18 protein-coding genes are annotated in these 17,048 nt (G+C 61.8%); 4 read left to right on the top strand and 14 right to left on the bottom strand.

The features are described from left to right. Positions 1 to 26: 26 nt before the first annotated feature. From WA943_RS06910 to WA943_RS06890, 5 genes are read right to left on the bottom strand one after another with little or no spacing between them, the layout of a single operon-like run. Positions 27 to 569 carry an MOSC domain-containing protein gene (locus tag WA943_RS06910; protein WP_424469125.1) on the bottom strand — a complete coding sequence of 181 codons (543 nt, stop codon included), beginning with the start codon at positions 567 to 569 and terminating at the stop codon, positions 27 to 29. 3 nt (positions 570 to 572) lie between these two features. Beyond that, positions 573 to 1,217 carry an ABC-type transport auxiliary lipoprotein family protein gene (locus tag WA943_RS06905; protein WP_424469124.1) on the bottom strand — a complete coding sequence of 215 codons (645 nt, stop codon included), beginning with the start codon at positions 1,215 to 1,217 and terminating at the stop codon, positions 573 to 575. Further along, the gene (locus tag WA943_RS06900) at positions 1,214 to 2,134 is read right to left on the bottom strand and encodes an MlaD family protein (protein WP_424469123.1); all 921 of its coding nucleotides are present in this window, start codon (positions 2,132 to 2,134) and stop codon (positions 1,214 to 1,216) included. The genes WA943_RS06905 and WA943_RS06900 overlap by 4 nt, the downstream gene beginning before the upstream one ends. 6 nt (positions 2,135 to 2,140) lie before the next feature. Beyond that, on the bottom strand, positions 2,141 to 2,917 hold the full coding sequence (locus WA943_RS06895) for an ABC transporter ATP-binding protein (protein ID WP_424469122.1): 777 nt from the start codon (positions 2,915 to 2,917) through the stop codon (positions 2,141 to 2,143). After that, a complete protein-coding gene (locus WA943_RS06890; protein WP_424469121.1) occupies positions 2,914 to 4,047 on the bottom strand; it encodes an ABC transporter permease in 1,134 nt (377 codons plus the stop codon). The genes WA943_RS06895 and WA943_RS06890 overlap by 4 nt, the downstream gene beginning before the upstream one ends. Positions 4,048 to 4,210: 163 nt before the next feature. Here WA943_RS06890 and WA943_RS06885 point away from each other — a divergent pair, with 163 nt between their 5' ends. The 3 genes from WA943_RS06885 to dgcA all read left to right on the top strand — a co-directional run bounded on the left by WA943_RS06885 (position 4,211) and on the right by dgcA (position 8,247). After that, a complete protein-coding gene (locus WA943_RS06885; protein ID WP_424469120.1) occupies positions 4,211 to 4,621 on the top strand; it encodes a c-type cytochrome in 411 nt (136 codons plus the stop codon). Positions 4,622 to 4,926: 305 nt separating this feature from the next. Beyond that, on the top strand, positions 4,927 to 7,188 hold the full coding sequence (locus tag WA943_RS06880) for a CHASE2 domain-containing protein (protein WP_424469119.1): 2,262 nt from the start codon (positions 4,927 to 4,929) through the stop codon (positions 7,186 to 7,188). 75 nt (positions 7,189 to 7,263) lie between these two features. After that, positions 7,264 to 8,247: an N-acetyl-D-Glu racemase DgcA gene (gene dgcA, locus WA943_RS06875; RefSeq protein WP_424469118.1), complete on the top strand. Its 984-nt coding sequence runs from the start codon at positions 7,264 to 7,266 to the stop codon at positions 8,245 to 8,247. 156 nt (positions 8,248 to 8,403) lie between these two features. Here the strand turns inward: dgcA and WA943_RS06870 are convergent, their stop codons facing one another. The 9 genes from WA943_RS06870 to WA943_RS06830 all read right to left on the bottom strand — a co-directional run bounded on the left by WA943_RS06870 (position 8,404) and on the right by WA943_RS06830 (position 16,235). Beyond that, positions 8,404 to 9,402, bottom strand: coding sequence for a zinc-dependent alcohol dehydrogenase family protein (locus tag WA943_RS06870; RefSeq protein ID WP_424469117.1), 999 nt, complete (start codon positions 9,400 to 9,402; stop codon positions 8,404 to 8,406). Positions 9,403 to 9,503: 101 nt separating this feature from the next. Next, on the bottom strand, positions 9,504 to 10,361 hold the full coding sequence (locus WA943_RS06865) for a TauD/TfdA dioxygenase family protein (protein WP_424469116.1): 858 nt from the start codon (positions 10,359 to 10,361) through the stop codon (positions 9,504 to 9,506). Continuing rightward, positions 10,318 to 11,571 carry an MFS transporter gene (locus WA943_RS06860; RefSeq protein ID WP_424469115.1) on the bottom strand — a complete coding sequence of 418 codons (1,254 nt, stop codon included), beginning with the start codon at positions 11,569 to 11,571 and terminating at the stop codon, positions 10,318 to 10,320. Before WA943_RS06860 ends, WA943_RS06865 begins: the two co-directional genes overlap by 44 nt. Positions 11,572 to 11,659: 88 nt before the next feature. Then, a complete protein-coding gene (locus WA943_RS06855; protein ID WP_424469114.1) occupies positions 11,660 to 11,950 on the bottom strand; it encodes a GIY-YIG nuclease family protein in 291 nt (96 codons plus the stop codon). Between the two features lie 80 nt (positions 11,951 to 12,030). Continuing rightward, on the bottom strand, positions 12,031 to 12,480 hold the full coding sequence (locus WA943_RS06850; protein ID WP_424469113.1) for a hypothetical protein: 450 nt from the start codon (positions 12,478 to 12,480) through the stop codon (positions 12,031 to 12,033). Beyond that, positions 12,477 to 13,517 (bottom strand): phosphotransferase family protein, encoded by a 1,041-nt coding sequence (locus WA943_RS06845; RefSeq protein WP_424469112.1) that lies wholly within the window; start codon positions 13,515 to 13,517, stop codon positions 12,477 to 12,479. Before WA943_RS06845 ends, WA943_RS06850 begins: the two co-directional genes overlap by 4 nt. 5 nt (positions 13,518 to 13,522) lie before the next feature. Then, on the bottom strand, positions 13,523 to 14,629 hold the full coding sequence (locus tag WA943_RS06840; protein ID WP_424469111.1) for a hypothetical protein: 1,107 nt from the start codon (positions 14,627 to 14,629) through the stop codon (positions 13,523 to 13,525). Between the two features lie 130 nt (positions 14,630 to 14,759). Beyond that, a complete protein-coding gene (locus tag WA943_RS06835; protein ID WP_424469126.1) occupies positions 14,760 to 14,927 on the bottom strand; it encodes a rubredoxin in 168 nt (55 codons plus the stop codon). A gap of 36 nt (positions 14,928 to 14,963) precedes the next feature. Beyond that, positions 14,964 to 16,235 (bottom strand): cytochrome P450, encoded by a 1,272-nt coding sequence (locus tag WA943_RS06830; protein WP_424469110.1) that lies wholly within the window; start codon positions 16,233 to 16,235, stop codon positions 14,964 to 14,966. A gap of 104 nt (positions 16,236 to 16,339) precedes the next feature. On the opposite strand from WA943_RS06830, the gene WA943_RS06825 reads away from it, so the two are divergent. Then, entirely contained in the window at positions 16,340 to 16,987 is a 648-nt protein-coding gene (locus tag WA943_RS06825) for a TetR/AcrR family transcriptional regulator (RefSeq protein ID WP_424469109.1), read from the top strand. Positions 16,988 to 17,048 lie beyond the last annotated feature (61 nt).

Genomic DNA, 17,048 nt, shown 5'->3' with positions numbered 1-17,048 from the left:
CTGAAAGCGTGGGAGGGTGAGGGTTCTTAAACCGCCACGAGCGGGCGATGCGGGCCTTCAGGCAGTTCGACGCGGATCGCGTCCCCTGCCCTGACCTCGCCGCCAGCGATCACGATGCCCATGACGCCCGCCTTGCGGATCAGATTGCCGTCGGCGTCGCGGCCGAGACACGCCTGCATCAACCCATCCTGAAACCTGTCGAGCTGAGCGCAGGGATTGCGCAGGCCCGTGACTTCGACAATGGCGTCTGCGCCGATGTGAAGCCGCGCGCCTGTGGGCAGCGCGAGAAGGTCGAGGCGGCGCGTGGTGATGTTTTCGCCCATATCGCCGGGGCCGACGCAAAAGCCCGCCGCATTTACCTCGTCATGCAATTCGCCATGGATGAGATGAACCTGCCGCAAATTCGGCTGGCTCGGATCGCGCGCAACGCGGGAGCGATGCTTGACCGTGACGCCCTGATGCGCGTCGCCCTCGACGCCGAGACCGGCGAGAAGGCGGATCGTGTCGCAATGGGACTTTGAGAAATTATGCGTCGCGTCGCGCGCGACATTGATGATTGTCGCGCCCATCGCTCACTTCTTGTTTTGCGCCACCGGCGCGGACCTGGCCGTTTCGGCAAGCGTCCACAACATGATCTCGCTCAAGGTCTGGCGAAGCGCCGCATCATAGGCGGCAACGACGGAGGCTATGCCGCTGCCTGTGACGGGCACGCTGACGCTGAAATCCTGCGCGGCTGCAATGCTGCGATCATCGGCGCGGATAAGCCGCGTGAACAGATCGACGCGTACACTGACTGCCTCGCCCTTCTCTTCAGCGGCGAACTGGCGAATTTCACCTGCCAGAATGAAATCGCCGCGAATGTCGGAACCGCGCGCCGCAACCGAGGCGAACCGCGCGGAGTTTTGCAGCGTCTGGATGGTCAACGTCTGGATCATCTTGGGCGCACGATCCGTCCAGCGCGACGCGGCGTAATATTTCAGCTCATTGGGATTGGGCTGAAAGACGATGCGGGCCGTATCGACGGCGGCGATCGCCGAAAATTCATCGATAAGAATTTGCGTCCTCGGCGCAACCGCATCCCCCGTTACATTGGGGTGGCCTGCCGTGAGCATGAACAATTGCGGCGCCGGTTCGCTTGCCACATTGGCAAGAGCACAGCCGCCAAGCGCGCCGCCGAGAAGAAAGACGATGCCGAGCCTTGCGAGATGCATCTTCATTTTGCCTTCACCTCGGGGACGTTATTGCCGATGAGGAACCGCGCGGGATCGTCCTGCGCGCGGGAAACGACGCGGTCGAGCGTGCCGACAAGCGTGCGCATTTCGCGGATGAGCTGGGGAAGCTGATCGAGACCGTTATTGGCAAGCCGGTCGATGGCCGGGCCATTGGTCTTGACCAGATGGTCGAGATCGTCGGCAAGCTGCCGATAGGAGGTCGATGTCTGATGCGCATCGGCGATAAATGCTTTGGCGTCGTTCTGCACAAGGCTGTCGGCGCTGCGGCTGAGATCCTTCAGATGCTTCGAGGCTTCGGAAATATCCTGGATCGCCTGCTTCATGTCGGTGGAGCTGCCCGCGAGCGCGGCGGACAACTTGTCGAGATTATCAAGCGTGCGACCGATCGATTCCTGATTGGAGCGCACGACCTTGCCGATATCGCTGATGAGGCGATTGGCGTTTTCCAGTGTCTCGGGCGCGGCCTTCGCCAGCTCCTGCAAGGTGGAGGGCGCACCGCGAATGACGGGATAAGCCTCGCCGCTCACATCGCGCAGAAGCTTCGAGCCGGGGCTGCCGCCGGTGAGCTGCACCACGGCAACGCCGGTGATGCCCGACGCTTCAAGCTGCGCGATGGAGTCCTGCTTTATCGGCGTGCGCGCATCGACCTGAATGACGGCGATGACTTTGGTCGGATCTTTTTCGGCCAGATTGAGATCGATGACGCGACCGACGGGCAAACCGTTGAACTGCACCGGACCGGATTTGCTCAGCCCCGAGACCGAACCCTGAAAGACGATCTTGTAATAGGCATATTGCCGGTCGAGCTGGACGCGGCTGATCCAGAGCGCAAAGGCGAAGATCGCGATCAGCGCAACAAGCGTCGAGAAGCCGATCAGGATATTGTTCGATTTGATTTCCATGACGGTCTACTTGCCTATGGCGGCCGCGCGCGCACGCGGACCGTGAAAATATTCGCGTATCCAGGGATGCTCGCTGGCGAGCATGTCCTTCATCGTGCCGATCAGGATAACACGCCGCTCGGCCAGAACCGCTATGCGGTCGCAAGTGGCGTAAAGCGTGTCGAGATCATGCGTGACCATGAAAACGGTCAGGCCCAGCGTCTTCTTGAGGTCGTTGATAAGCTCGTCGAAAGCGGCAGCGCCGATGGGATCGAGGCCCGCCGTCGGCTCGTCGAGAAACAGGACCTCCGGGTCCTGCGCCAGCGCGCGGGCAAGCCCTGCCCGCTTCTTCATGCCGCCTGAAAGCTCCGAAGGATAGAGCTTCGCCGCGCCCGGACGAAGGCCGACCATCGAAATCTTGACGGTCGCAAGCTCGTCCATCAGATCCTGCGCCATGTGCAGATGCTCGCGGTAAGGCACCTGAATATTCTCGGCAACCGTCAGCGCCGAGAAAAGCGCGCCTTCCTGAAACAGCACGCCCCAGCGCCGCTCGTAAAGGCGGCGCTCCTCGTCGGGCAGCGTTTCGAGATCGACGCCGAAAACCTTTATCTTGCCGCCATCGGGCTTCTTCAGGCCGAGTATGGTGCGCAGCAGAACGGACTTGCCCGTGCCCGAGCCGCCGACAATGCCGAGTACCTCGCCGCGCTTCACCTGCAGGTCGAGATTTTCGTGGATCACATGGTCGCCGAACTGGGTCTTCAATCCCTGCACGTCGATGATGATATCGGATGCCGGCATATTCATATCCCGACCGCGGTGAAGAAAATGGCGAAGACCGCGTCGAGAATGATGACGAGGAAAATGGAGCGCACGACGGAGCTTGTCGTCTGTGCGCCGACGGATTCGGCGCTGCCCGTGACATCGAGGCCCGAACGACAGCCGATCAGGCCGATTGCCAGCGCCATGAAAGGCGCTTTCAGAAGGCCGACGCCGAATGTCCAGAAGACCGCCGAGTCGCGCAGGCGTTCGATATAAACCATCGGCGCCATGCCAAGCTGCGTCCACGCGACGACGCCGCCGCCGATAAGCCCCATGATGTCGGCAACGAAGGTGAGCAGCGGCAATACGATGATGAGCGCCAGCACGCGCGGCAGAACGAGCATCTGCATCGGATCGAGGCCGAGCGTGCGCATGGCGTCGATTTCCTCGCGCATCTTCATCGAACCGATTTCAGCCGTGAAGGCGCTGCCAGAGCGGCCCGCGACGATGATCGCGGTCAGCAGCAATCCAACCTCGCGCAGAAAGACGATGGTGATGAGATTGACGGTGAAAACATCAGCGCCGAACTTCTTGAGCTGCGATGCGCCCTGCTGCGCAATGACCGCGCCGATGAGGAAAGTGAGCAGGCAGACAAGGGGAAGCGCGTCGAAGCCCGCCTTCTCCATGTGGTGGACGAGCGGCACGCCACGCAAGCGGCGCGGATCGCGGAGAACCTGACCGAAGGCGACAACGACGGCACCGAGAAAGGCAACGCCGACAACCGCCTCGCGCCAGAGCACGATGACGGCGGCGCCGATGCGGTCGATGATCTCGACGATGGTGGCCTGGCGCGTCACATGCTCGGGCTTCGGGCATTCCAGCTCGTTCACCTTGTCGAGCAGGATGCGGTGCTCGTCGCGCAGGCCTTCATAACGGGCGGTAAGTCCACGCGCTTCAAAAGCCGTCGCCGTGCGGTCGAGAACCCAGGCGCCCGCCGTATCGAGTCGCGTGACTTTGGCCACGTCGAAAACTGCCTCACGGGCGGTGGCAGGTGCTTCGGCAAGCTTCCGCAACCCCTCGTCGATCGTGAGGATGGCGGACACGGACCAGTCGCCCTCGGCCTGAAGGCGCAGGACATCGCCCTGCGTTTCAACCTTGTAGGATGCCTCAGCCAACTTGCCTCCTCGCGGGCCTGGACCTTTGGGCGAGCGCCCGCGCCAGTTTGACGCGGCCCCGTGACCCCATATTAGACATAGTCTAGCTTGCAGTTACGCGCGAAGACCAGCCGTTGCGGCTCATCCGGCCATGCGCGAACCGAACTATCCAAGGGAGAATATCATGAAGGCAGTTTTGAAGGGCCTGGCGGTCGCCACGCTTGCCATGTCCGTGTCGTCCTTGTGTCTGGCCTCGGAGTGGGAAGGCGGAGACGCCGTGAAGGGCGCCAAAGTATTCAAGAAATGCCAGGCTTGCCACACGGTCGAAGAAGGCGGCCCCAACCGCGTCGGACCCAATCTTCACAACATCATGGATCGCGGTATCGCTGCGAAGGCCGACTACAACTATTCGGCCGCCATGAAGAAGGAAGCCGCAAGCGGCGCGAAGTGGGACGAGGACACGCTGTTCAAATATCTCGAAAATCCACAGGCCTTCGTGCCCGGCACGATCATGTCCTTCCCCGGCCTGAAGAAAGAACAGGACCGCAAGGACCTGCTCGCCTATATGGAAACGGCGACCGGACATAAGAAGTAAGAAGCCCCTCACCCTCCCACGCCTGAGCCTGTCCTTGGGCTGCGCGTCGCGCAGATCCGAGGGGCGCGGGTGCCTCCCTCTCCCGCAAACGGGAGAGGGGCGATGAGGGCCGCCGATCACTAACCCTCTCCCTCTGGGAGAGGGTTGGGTGAGGGCCTTTAAACACCTCCCGCACCATCTGGAATGAAAGCTGCAATTCACGGATAGGCAGCGCCCGTCATTGTCCCTTAACAGGACAATTGCAGGCCAAGCGTTCAGAATAGGGGCACCGGCATCCCGTTTTAAGGATGTTCGGACGAGGCAAGATGAATTCGACACCGGTTTTCCGCAGGCTATCAGCCATCCTTCCAGGACTTGTCCTGATGATGGGCCTCGCCATGTCGATCTACGACGTGGGCGGCCTTGCCACGGCGCTGCAAAATCAGGTCTTCGACATTTACCAGCGCATAGAACCGCGCAAAGCCGCGCAGGATGGTCCGCGCGCCGTCTATATCGACATTGGCGCGGAAAGCGCCGCGCGCTACGGCGTCTGGCCATGGCCGCGCAAACGGCTTGCCGATCTCGTTTCCGCCGTGCGCGATGCGGGCGCGCGGGCGATCCTGCTCGACATGTCGCTCTCGGAAAGCGATCCGACCTCGGCGGCGGAACTTCTGAAACTCTGGGGCTCGCTCGATCGCCTGCCCTCCGCCTATGGCTTGCAGACGGGCCTTGCCGAACTGCCGGACTACGACCTCGAATTTGCAAACCTGCTTCGCGCGACGCCTTCCATCGTCTCGTTCGAGCCGGGCAAAAGCCCGCATGGCTCACCCCGCATCCCGCAAGGCCGGGACTTCATCGCCTCCGAAGGCAGCGATGCGCGCCATTACACCACCGCCTATTCGCTCTGGCGGCCAAGCCTCGACACATTCGAACTGGCGGCCAAGGGCAATGGCGCAGCGCTTCCCGACCGCGTGCCCGGCACATCCGTCCGCACGCTGCCGATGGTCGTGAACCTTGGCGGAACGCTCTACCCCTCAAACGTGCTTGAAGCCTTGCGCGTCTATCGCGGCGGCACCGGCTACCGCGTCAATGTGAACGAACCCGAAAATGGCTTTGCCCTCGGCATGGAGCCGGGCATCGACCGCATAGATATTGGCGGCGCCGATCTCGTCGTGCTGACAAGCGCGACCGGCTGCCTGCGCCTTTATTTCGGCGGGCCGGAAACGCGCGCGTCCATCTCGGCGGCAAGCCTGCTCGACAAGTCGGCCGACCTGTCGGCTCTCCGGGGCAAGATCGCGGTGATCGGCGTTTCGGCAAATGGCACGGATCGCTTTTACGACACGCCCGCAGGCGTCCGCCTGCCCTCCGGCGCCATCGTCGCCAATGCCATCGACCAGATACTTCAGGGCGATTTCCTTGTGACGCCGGGCTGGTCTTCGCTGGCCGAACAGCTTTTCATTTTCGTCGGCGGCATTCTCGTCATCCTCGTCGCTGGCCGTTTCCGCTTCCGCTGGAGCTTCATCTTCACGCTCATTCTGGTGGGCGGCGCGGGCTATGCCTCATGGTGGGCTTTCGACACGCATCGCTGGTTGCTCGACCCTGCCCTTGGCAGTGTCACGCTCCTCATCGCAACCGTCACCTGCTCGCTGATGCGCAAGCTGCATTCGGAAGAGCAGACGCGCTTCATCGACGGACAATTTGCGCGCCGCCTCTCGTCGTCGGGCCTTGCCAGAATGCATGCGCACCCCAAGCTCATTCAGGCCGAAGGCAATCTGAAGCCTGTGACCTCGGTGGTTGTCGGCCTGCGCGGCTTCAACATCATTGCCGACCGCTATCTCGAAGACCCCAAGGCCTATGCCGACATTCTCAACCGTTTCTTCTCGCCGATGACCAAGATCGTGCAGGACCGCAACGGCATGGTCGACCGCACGGTGGGCGACACGATGTATGCGGTGTGGAACGCGCCTTTCGACGTGTCCGATCACGCCTCGAAGGGCTGCGACGCCGCGCTGCGCATGGTCGAGAACCTTGAAGCGCTGAACGAGTTTCTGGAAGAGGATGCGCGCCGCCAGCATCTGAGCCATGTGCCGCTGAGCCTTTCCATCGGCATCGATAGCGGCCTGGCGATCACCGGCAATATGGGCGCGATCCTGCGCTTCGATTACGGCGTGCTTGGCGAGCCGGTGAGCTTTGCCGCTCACCTGCAACGCAATGCGCGCAATTACGGCCCCGCGATCATTGTCGGCGAAGGCACGCAGCGCGTCATCGGCGACCGCTATGCGCTGCTCGAGATCGATCTCATCTCGACGCCGCGCCACCCGGAAGGCCGCCGCGTCTTTGCCCTGCTCGGCGATCCGATCATGCGCGCCAATCCGAAATTCCGCGCGCTTCAGGAAGCGCATGCGCTGATCTTCTCGGCCTATCGCAACCAGCGCTGGGCGGATGCGCGCGCCGCCATCGCCGAATGCCGCAAGCTCAACGGCGCGATCCCGACGCTTTACGATTTCTACGAAGCGCGGATTGCGCAATATGAGGCGAGCGCGCCCGGCGACCACTGGAACGGCTCCTGGTTCGCAGGCCGTATTTGATCCCCGCTCCACGCTTTTGACTTGGCGGCTCGCGCGACGCACGGCATCATCGCGCGCAATCCGAGCGAGGCCCAAATGCGTGAAATCACCGTCGATGTCGAAACCTGGCCCATTGCAGGCGCCTTCACGATTTCGCGCGGCTCGAAGACGCAAGCCGAAGTCATCACCGTCACCATTCGCGAAGACGGCGCAACCGGGCGCGGCGAATGCGTGCCTTATGGGCGCTACGGCGAAACGGTGAAAGATGTCGCCGCCTCAATCCGCGTGATCGGCAAGGCGATTGCAGACGGTATGACGCGCGACGAGCTGCAACGCGCCATGCCGCGCGGCGCGGCGCGCAACGCGGTCGATTGCGCGCTTTGGGACCTCGAAGCAAAACAGCGCGGACTTCCCGTCTGGCAAATCGCGAACTTGCCCGAGCCGCAATCCCTGACCACCGCCTATACGCTGAGCCTTGGCGAGCCGAACGCTATGCGCGAAGCCGCGCGCAAGGCAGCGGCGCGGCCATTGCTGAAGCTGAAACTCGGCGGGACGGGCGACGACATTGCCCGCGTCGCCGCCGTGCGCGAGGGCGCGCCGAACGCGACGCTGATCGTCGATGCGAATGAAGGCTGGAAGGCAGATGATGTTTTGCCGATGGCGGGCGAGCTTGCGCGGTTCGGCGTCGCGCTGATCGAGCAGCCGCTGCCTGCAAAAGACGACGAAGCCCTGCGCGGCCTCGCCTGCCCCATTCCGCTTTGCGCCGATGAAAGCGCGCATGGTCTGGAAGGCATCTCGCGGCTGGCGGGGCTCTATCAGTACATCAATGTGAAGCTCGACAAGACGGGCGGGCTCACCGAGGCGCTATCGGTGATGCGCTGTGCGAGACGGCGCAACCTGAAGGTGATGGTCGGCTGCATGGTCGCGACATCGCTCGCCATGGCGCCTGCGATGCTGATTGCGCAAGGCGCGGAGTTTGTCGATCTCGACGGGCCGCTGCTGCTGGCGAAGGATCGCGCGCACGGGATCAGCTTTGAGGGGAGCTTGATGCTGCCGGCGGAACGGGGGTTGTGGGGGTAGAGTTTTTTCGCCCTTCTTTTCCCCTCCCCCCTTGAGGGGGAGGCGGATCAGCGAAGCTGATCGGGAGGGGGGGTCGCTTCGCAAGAGTCTTTCTTCAAGAGGTACCCCCCACCCAACCCTCCCCCTCAAGGGGGGAGGGCTAGTAAGGCGAGAGCCTCACGCGATATTCAGAACGATCTTCCCGAAATGCGAAGCACCCTGCATGAGACGCAACGCATCCTGTGTCTCTTCAAGCGAGAAACGCTTGTCGATGATCGGATGAATGTCGTTGATCTCGATGGCGCGGAACATGTCTTCGACCATGGCGCGTGAACCGACGGTGACGCCGCTGATCTTGACGTTCTGCGAGAAGATCGCCGCGACGTTGACGTCCTTCGTCATGCCGGACAGCAGGCCGATGACGGCAACATGGCCGCCGAGGCGCACCGCCATGATCGATTGCGGGAAGGTATCCGCGCCGCCGACTTCAATGACGTGATCGACGCCGCGACCATCGGTGAGCTTGCGCGCTTCGCCGGCCCAGTCAGGCGTCTTCTTGTAGTTGATGAAATCGTCCGCGCCGAGCTTGCCCGCGCGTTCGAGCTTTTCATCCGACGATGAGGTGACGATGACGCGCGCGCCTGCCATCTTCGCAAATTGCAGCGCGAAGATCGAAACGCCGCCTGTGCCCTGCACAAGCACCGTGTCGCCCGCCTTCAGCTTGCCCTCGACGAAAAGCCCGCGCCATGCAGTGAGCGCCGCGCAAGGCAGCGTTGCGATCTCTTCATGGCTGAGATTCTTCGGCGCGATGGTGACGCCTTCCGCCGAGACCTTGAGATAATCCGACGCGCAACCGTCATAGGGGCCGCCAAGTGCGGCCAGCGTGGCGGGCGTCGGCGCGCCGGAAAGCCAATGCGGGAAGAAGCTCGGCGCAACCTTGTCGCCGACCTTCACGCGCTTGACGCCCGCACCCACTTCCACGATTTCGCCAGACCCGTCCGACAGCGGAACAAAAGGCATCTTGCCGCCCATATAGGCGACGGTGGCGAGATCACGATAATTGAGCGACGCGGCCTTGAGCCGGACGACGACTTCGCCGGGACCGGCCTTGGGAACATCGCGCTCGACAAGCTTCAGATTTTCAATGCCAAGGGCCTGCAACTCCAGTGCGCGCATGGGCTTTCCTCCAATAAGTGAGTTTCGTTGCCGTAATAACTCAATGCGCAGAGAGGTTTGTCAAACGGTGTGTGTTTGACGTCGCGGAACCGATGCCGGCATCACCTTGGCCGGTCACCCTTGATCTGCGTGCGGTGCATGACGCGGCGTTCTGCGCCATTGAAACTGTCGCGGCGGTGGATGGCCGCGCGGTTGTCCCAGATCAGCAGATCGCCAACGCGCCATTGATGCGTCCAGGCAAATTCCGGCTTCGTGCAATGCGCCCAGAGCGCGTCGAGAAGCCTTTCGCTGGCGGCGAGATCGAGGCCCGGAACATAGGCGTTGAGGCGGCGGCCGAGATAAAGCGCCTTGCCGCCCGTTGCTGGATGCGTGCGGATCATCGGATGCTTTGCGCCGGGCGCGACGCGCACATCGACAACGGCGCCCGCCCCTGCCCGCAATTCGCCCACACTTGTGGTGCTGCTGTCGTGATTGCAGACGCGGCCTTCGATCTCGCGGCGAAGATCGGCGGGCAGCGCTTCGAGCGCCTTGTACATATTGGCAAAACTCGTATCGCCGCCGCGCGACGGGATTTCATGCGAATGCAGCACGCTGGCCATGGGCGGTTCCTCGACATAGGACATGTCGGTGTGCCATTCGGCCTCCTTGTCGCCCAGAGCGCCGATGGGTTTTCCGTTTTCGACGACATTGGAAATGATCCAGATTTCGGGACGCGATTTTTCCTGGGCACCCGCCATATCGGTTGCGCTGGCGGGCGCGATGTCGAGCGTGCCGAAATGCTGCGAGAAGCGGATGAGGTCGTCATCGGAAAGCCGCTGCCCGCGAAACAGCAGGACGAGGTGGTCGTACCAGGCTTGCTGGATGGCATCGAATGTTTCGGGAGAAAGCGGTGCGGTCAGATCGAGCCCACGAACTTCAGCACCCAGCGCCGCTCCCGTTGGAATGACCTCGATCGTCATGATCTTCTCCCTCGTCATCGATCAACGTGCCGCCGCTCCAGCGCGCGCCAAGCATCAGCGTTCCGAAAAACGCCACCACGCCCGCGCCCGCCGACAGGAAATAGGCATGTGCGCCATAAGCCTGATAAAGCGCGCCCGCGCCGAGCGTCATCAGCCCCATGATAACGCCCGCCGAGAGAGAAGCGTAGAGGCTCTGGCCGGTCGCGGCGAGAGAGCGCGGCGTCGCGCGGCTGATGAAGTGGAGCGCGCCGAGATGGGCGGCGCAATAGGTAAGCGCATGAAGCGCCTGCAGCGGAAACAGAACCCAGAGCGGCGGATTGAGCGCCGTCAGGCCCCAGCGGAAAACCGCCGCGCCCGCCCCGAGCGTCATCAGCCGCGCCGCGCCGACCCGCGCGACGACACGGCCCGAAAAGGCAAAAAGCATGATCTCGGCCACGATGCCGACGCCCCACAGGGCGCCGATGACGCTGTCGCTATAGCCGAGCTTCTGCCAATTCAACGTGCCGAACGCGTAATAGACCGCATGGCTGGACTGGATGACGCTCGCCGTCAAAAGGCCGAGCATGAAGATGGGCTGGCGCGCAATGTCGAGCGCGCCGCGAAGCTGGCCGCTGGTGCGCACCGCCGCCCTGCGCGTCGGCACTTCAGGCGCAAGGAGATAGGCGCCGAGAAGGTTCACGGCAATAGCGCCGATGAGGCAGAAGGCGATGATCGACGGCGGATTGAAACCGAGAAGCCATCCGGTGCCGGAACTTCCCGCGATGAAGGTGATCGAGCACCAGAGGCGGACACGGCCATAATCGATGCCCTGCTCATGCGCCGCCTTCATGGCGATGGTCTCGATCAGCGGCGTGATCGACGGCCAGAGCGACATGAGCAGCAGCGTGACGAGGAATATCTGCCAGAAACCGGAACTGACGAGATAGAGGCAGACGGCCAGCAGCGAGGCCCATGCAAGGCTGATGACGACGCGGCGGCGGTCGTCGAGCCGGTCGGCGATGAAGGCGAAAATCGGCCCCGCCGCGATGCGCAGGAACATGGTCGCGGCGATGATGAAGGCGATTTCCTGCGGGCCGAGACCCTTGGACTTCAGCCAGACGGGAAAGAATGGCAGTTGCACGCCCGAAAAGAGACAGAGCGACGCGTAGAAGATCGACAGGCGGATGGGGAGCGACATGAATGGCGTGCTCGCGGGTTCGGGCTCGCTCACTCATATCGCAAGGCTGGTGCTTGGCAAGGGGGCCTCAGCCTATCCCCAATTCCATCGTCACCCCCGGGCTTGACCCGGGGGTCCAGGGTTATTGCGCGAGGTCGTCGTAAAGATCGCGCCAGGTGGGATTTGCCCCTTCGATCAGGGCCATCTTCCACGCCCGCGACCAGTGCTTCAGGTTTTTCTCGCGCTGAATGGCATTGGTGATGCTGGGATGCACTTCGAACCAGACAAGATTTACGACGCCATATCGCTTGCTGAAACCGTCAACGGCGTGGGTTTTGTGTTCGTGGACGCGACGCAGAATATCGTTGGTGACGCCGATATAGATCGTCCCATTGCGGCCGCTCGCAAGCATGTAGACGTAGAATTGTTTCATGCGCCGGAGTGTGTGGCTCTGGACCCCCGGGTCAAGCCCGGGGGTGACGATGTGTATTTGCGTTGCTCCAAAGCCCGGCCCTAGCCCAGCGTCAGCATCGTCAGCTTGCGGCGTTCGGCGGCGGCGACGATGTGGTCCCAGATCTTCACGTCGAGCGCCGCGGCCCAAGGAGCCCTGGACTCTTCGACAAAGGCCTGAAGCTCGATCAGCAAGGTCTTCAGCTTGCCATTCGTTTCATCGAGCGCGCTGATCAGTAGCGAGGCGTCGCGGCCTGCCGAGGCTTGCGCGAGACGGGCAGCCAAACCCTTGTCGTCGATGAGACGGCCCGCTTCGGCAAAGAGCGCCCGCATCTCCTCGTTTTCGCGGAAGCGGATTTCGGCGCCTCGCTCGTACTCATCGGCGATGATGGACAGGGACTGACACATCACAGCCGCATTGCCCATCGAATATTCGGCACCGAGATTGGGCAGAATTTCGGTGAGCAGCGTGCCGACAAAACCCCGCAGAACGTTTGGAATTTGCGGTTTCATGTGCGGCCCCCCCTGACGAGATCGGCTAGGCAATGCGCCAGAATGCGGTTATGGCGGTCGGTCGGCATCCAGCTGGCAAAGGCCAGAATGGGATCGAGGTTCGTGCCGGATTCATATTCCTTCGCGGCGGAAATCCAGATCGCCAGCCCCTTCACCATGTTGAAGATTTCCCACCAGAGGAGAGCCTTGCGATCGATCTTGATGCCGCTCGCCTCCTGCCAGATGCGCAATGCTTCCTCGCGGTCGATCATGCTGCCCGGACGCTCTTCCGTTTCCAGCGACCAGAGCCTGCTCAAGGCCCAGCCGATATCTTCCAGCGGATCGCCGAGATGGCACATCTCCCAGTCGAGGATCGCGGTGATGTCGCCTTCGCCGTTGAACAGGAAATTGCCGGTGCGGTAGTCGCCATGCACGACGGAAATTTTCGTCGCGGGCGGCGGCGGATTGCGCTTCAGCCAACGGATGCCGGCACGCGCAATGGGCTGCGGGCAAAGCTCATCCTCGTCGATGACCTTTTCCCACTTCGCAAGCTCGACGCGCCAGCAATCGCCGGGCGCAACCTCTTCGAGACCGTCGGCAAAGCCGATGGCCTTCGGGTCCGCCCCGGCGATCTTGCCGAGATGCGACCAGAACTGCCTGCCGATCTTTTCGGCATTTGCGCCATAGGGATCGGCATTGAAGGCCGAGCCCGCGGCGCTGTTGACGATCTGCTCCATCACGAAGAAGGGCCGGTCGAGCCACTTCAGATCGATTTCAAGAAAGAGCGGCTGGGGCACCGGCAAGCCGGTCGGATGAAAGGCGACATAGGCATTGTATTCAATATCGCGTTCAGTCTCGATAAGGCTCGCCACCGGATCGCGGCGAAGGATCAGAGGACGCTCGATTTTACGACCGCCCTCCTCCCACGTCGCTTGCAAGCGATAGGTTTCGCGGCTTGCGCCGCCATAAATGCGGCTCAGGCCGAAAATCTCGACATTCGAGACAGCGGGCATCCGGTGCTGCAAATAGGCGGCAAAACGCGTGGCTATATCCTCCATGCCGGTTATCCCTTCGCCGGATCGAGAGCATCCGTGAAGCCCGACGGCGCATGCGGACCGATGATGAGCTGTTCGAGAATGCCGGAGCCTTCGCGCGTAGAACCGTCAGGCGACGTCATCCTGGCGGTGACGAATGCCTGAATGTGGAGATGCGGCGGCAGATAATTCTGGTCGGCAAGCTTGAAGCTCTCGCCGCCAACCACAAGCGGACCCTTGTGCCCGCCATGGGTCCATTCCGGGTGGCCATAGCCCAGACCCATCATCGAGAAATTCCACTTCGGCGTGAGATCGATGCGCGTGATCCCGCCCTTGCGATGCTCATAGAAAAGCGACGCGGCGCTGGCATGACGCGAGCCAGGAACATATTTCAGCTCGTGATAGGACTTCCACATCTCTTCGGGTTCGGCATCGCCGAGACCGCAGATGACGGCACTGTTGTTCCACGCTTCGCCATGTGCATCGTCGTTGACGTGAAATAGCGTGATGCAATCGTCGAAGTTAAGCGGCGCCCAGAGCCAGTAGAACTGGAACTCCATGGGCGGCACCATCGGCTGCGCATCGGCCGCGCCGATCGAACGCACGCCCCATGAGCGGTCGCGCGTGCCGACATACTGGTCGGGCTTTACATCGATGCGCTCGCCATTGACCTCGATCCAGCCTTCCCATGTACCGTTCTGCGTCATGCGCGTCAGGTCCATAAGCGTGCGCGGACCGTTACGGCGCATGAAACGCGGCTCCTTCAACGCAATGGCGCGGGCGCGGAACGTGACATCGGCCTTGATGCCGTATTCATTGTCGCCGACCGTGATGCGCAACACTTTCAGCGGCTCGACAACTTCAACCGCGATGGGGCCGACCTGCGTGTCCATGCGCTCCATGTTCAGATGGCGCGAGGCGTGGACATTGTACTGCACGCCCTTGTGCACGATGCAGAAGGACGCATCCATGATGTTCACATGCGGATAGACGCCAAGCGCGGCTGCAAAAAACACGTCGCCGGTTTTCGTGTAGCCGTTGAAGAAATAACGATCGTAGAAATTGCGATCCGTGCCCGAAAACGCAATGGGTTCCGGCAACTGATGAATTGGAAAATCATCTGCTTTGGTCAGCATTGGAGGCTCCCTGTTCCAGCACTTTGGCTGAATTTTTTGTTGTGATTGCATTGAGCATGGAGGTCGAGCGACGCGGGGTCAACTCCGGACGCAAGCATCCAAAGTCCCCAGCGTCACCTAACGTTTCTCGTCAGCCGATGACGACCATTTCGAAGGCGCTTTTCTCGCTGCCGCAATCGGGACACGCCCAATCTTCGGGAATGTCTTCCCATGCGGTGCCCGGCGCTATGCCTTCATCCGGCAGGCCTTCGGCTTCGTTATAGATGAAGCCGCAAACCTCGCATTGCCATGTCCGCATTGCCGCCATGTGAAGAACCTCCCCCGGGCTTTGCCCTTATTTCATCTTGTAGCGAACCGGCACCGACTTTGGACCCGAGACGAAATTCGCCTCGGAATTCTTCGGCGTGCCGTTGAGCTCAATCGTATCGATGCGCTTCAGCAGCTCTTCCCAGAAGATGCGCATTTCCATGCGCGCGAGATGCTGGCCGATGCAGACATGCGCGCCATAGCCGAAGGCAAGCTGCTTGTTCGGCGTACGGTCGATCTTGAAGGTGAAGGGATCCTCGAATACCTCTTCGTCGCGATTGCCCGACGGATAGCAGAGCATCAGCCAGTCGCCCTGCGCGACCTTCTGGCCGCGCACCACGGCATCCGCCGTCGCCGAGCGCATGAAATGCTTCACCGGTGTCGCCCAGCGGATCGTCTCTTCCATGAAGGGATTGATCAGCGAGGGGTTTTCCTTCAGCCGCTTGAAATCCTCCGGCCGCTCGGCAAGCGCCCACATGCCTGCCGACACGGTATTCGATGTCGTGTCGTGACCGGCGGTCGCCGCGATGATGTAGTAGGACATGGCCGCGAAGTGATCGAGCGGCTGGCCGTTGATCTGGCCGTTCGCAATGGCGCTCGACAGATCGTCGCGCGGATTGGCGCGGCGGTCTTCGGTGATCGCGTTGAAATAGGTGATGAAGTCGCCGATCGTCGCCTGAATGGCGGCGATGCCGTCTTCAAAGGTCTGGTGTTCCTTGCCGGTGCGGTTGAGCTCGGGATCGGCGCTGCCGAAAAGTTCTTGCGTCAGCTTCAGCATGCGCGGCTCGTCGGCTTCCGGCACGCCGAGCACTTCCATGATGACGTGCAGCGGGAAATAGAGCGCAATGTCGCGGGCGAAGTCGCAGGTGCCGCCCATCTCCGCCATGCGATCGACAAAGACCGTGGCGATGTCGCGAATACGGGTTTCGAGCTTTTTCAGATTCTGCGGCAGGAACCAGGCTTGCGTCAGACGGCGATACGCCATGTGGTCGGGATTATCCATCTGCACGAGCGAGCGCACCATATGCGGCGAGCCGCCCATCATCTCGCGGACTTTCTTGTCCACGTCGATGGTGGTCAGCGTCGTCGAGAGATCGCCATTGTGGAAAAGCTCGTTCTGGCGCTCAACCTCGAGAATGTCCGCATGCTTCGTAACGACCCAGAAAGGCGCAAAGCCCGTCGGCTGCGCCTGCGCGAAGGGCATTTCCTTGCGCAGATAGGTGAAGGCCTCATCGACCGGCGTGACGGCCGCATGAGCCTTGGGGTCGACAATCGTGTCGGCGATGTCCTGGGAAATCATTTGGCCACTCCCTGCCTTGATCGGAGGCGGGTCCATATGACGGCCCGCTTGATTATCTCTTTTGCTCATGTTGCTATACGTCCAACAACTAAGTAAATAGCTAAATGACCAATACGAGCGAAATCAAGCCCCTCCCCTCACGCGAGAAGGCAGCCCGCCGCACGCAGGCGGAGCGGCGCGCCCAATCGGACCGCGGCCTGCTCATGGCCGCAGCCGAGCTGATTGCGGAAGAGGGTTTCAACGCCGCCACTTTCGAGAAGGTCGGCGCAAGGGCGGGCTATAGCCGCGGTCTGGCGAGCCAGCGTTTCGGCTCGAAGGACGGGCTGATCGAAGCTCTGATCGACTATCTGCACGACCGCTCGGAAGAACTGGCGCAGGCCGAAGGACATGGGAGCGTGTCCGGGCTCGAAGCGATTCTTTTCTCGGTGGACATCTATATGCGCAACTTCGAGCAGGAACAGGCGATCCGCTCCTATTTCGTCGCCATGGCAGGATCGGTGGCGACCCGCTCCCACCTCCGCGCGGCCTTCGCCGCCTCGCACATGAAGGCCAAGGAACGCTTTCAGTCCCACATTCGCGAGGGACAGGCCGAGGGGTCGATTTCAAAAGACCTCGACGCCGAAGCCGCCGCCCTGATGATCGGCAGCCTGATCCTCGGCGTCAGCACCCAATGGCTCATCGATCCGTCTACGGACCTTGAGCGCATCCGCAAGACCTCGCTGGATACGCTCCGGCGCTCTCTTTCGGCGTAGGGGAAGTGACGCTTATCGCTCGGCGTTGACGCCCTTGGGTCCCGGGAACAAGTCCCGGGAC

This window comes from Parvibaculum sp. (genome assembly GCF_049651025.1).
In the GTDB taxonomy this organism is placed as follows: domain Bacteria; phylum Pseudomonadota; class Alphaproteobacteria; order Parvibaculales; family Parvibaculaceae; genus Parvibaculum.
Note: the sequence above shows the minus strand (reverse complement) of the source record. Positions and strands in the feature narration are given on the sequence as shown.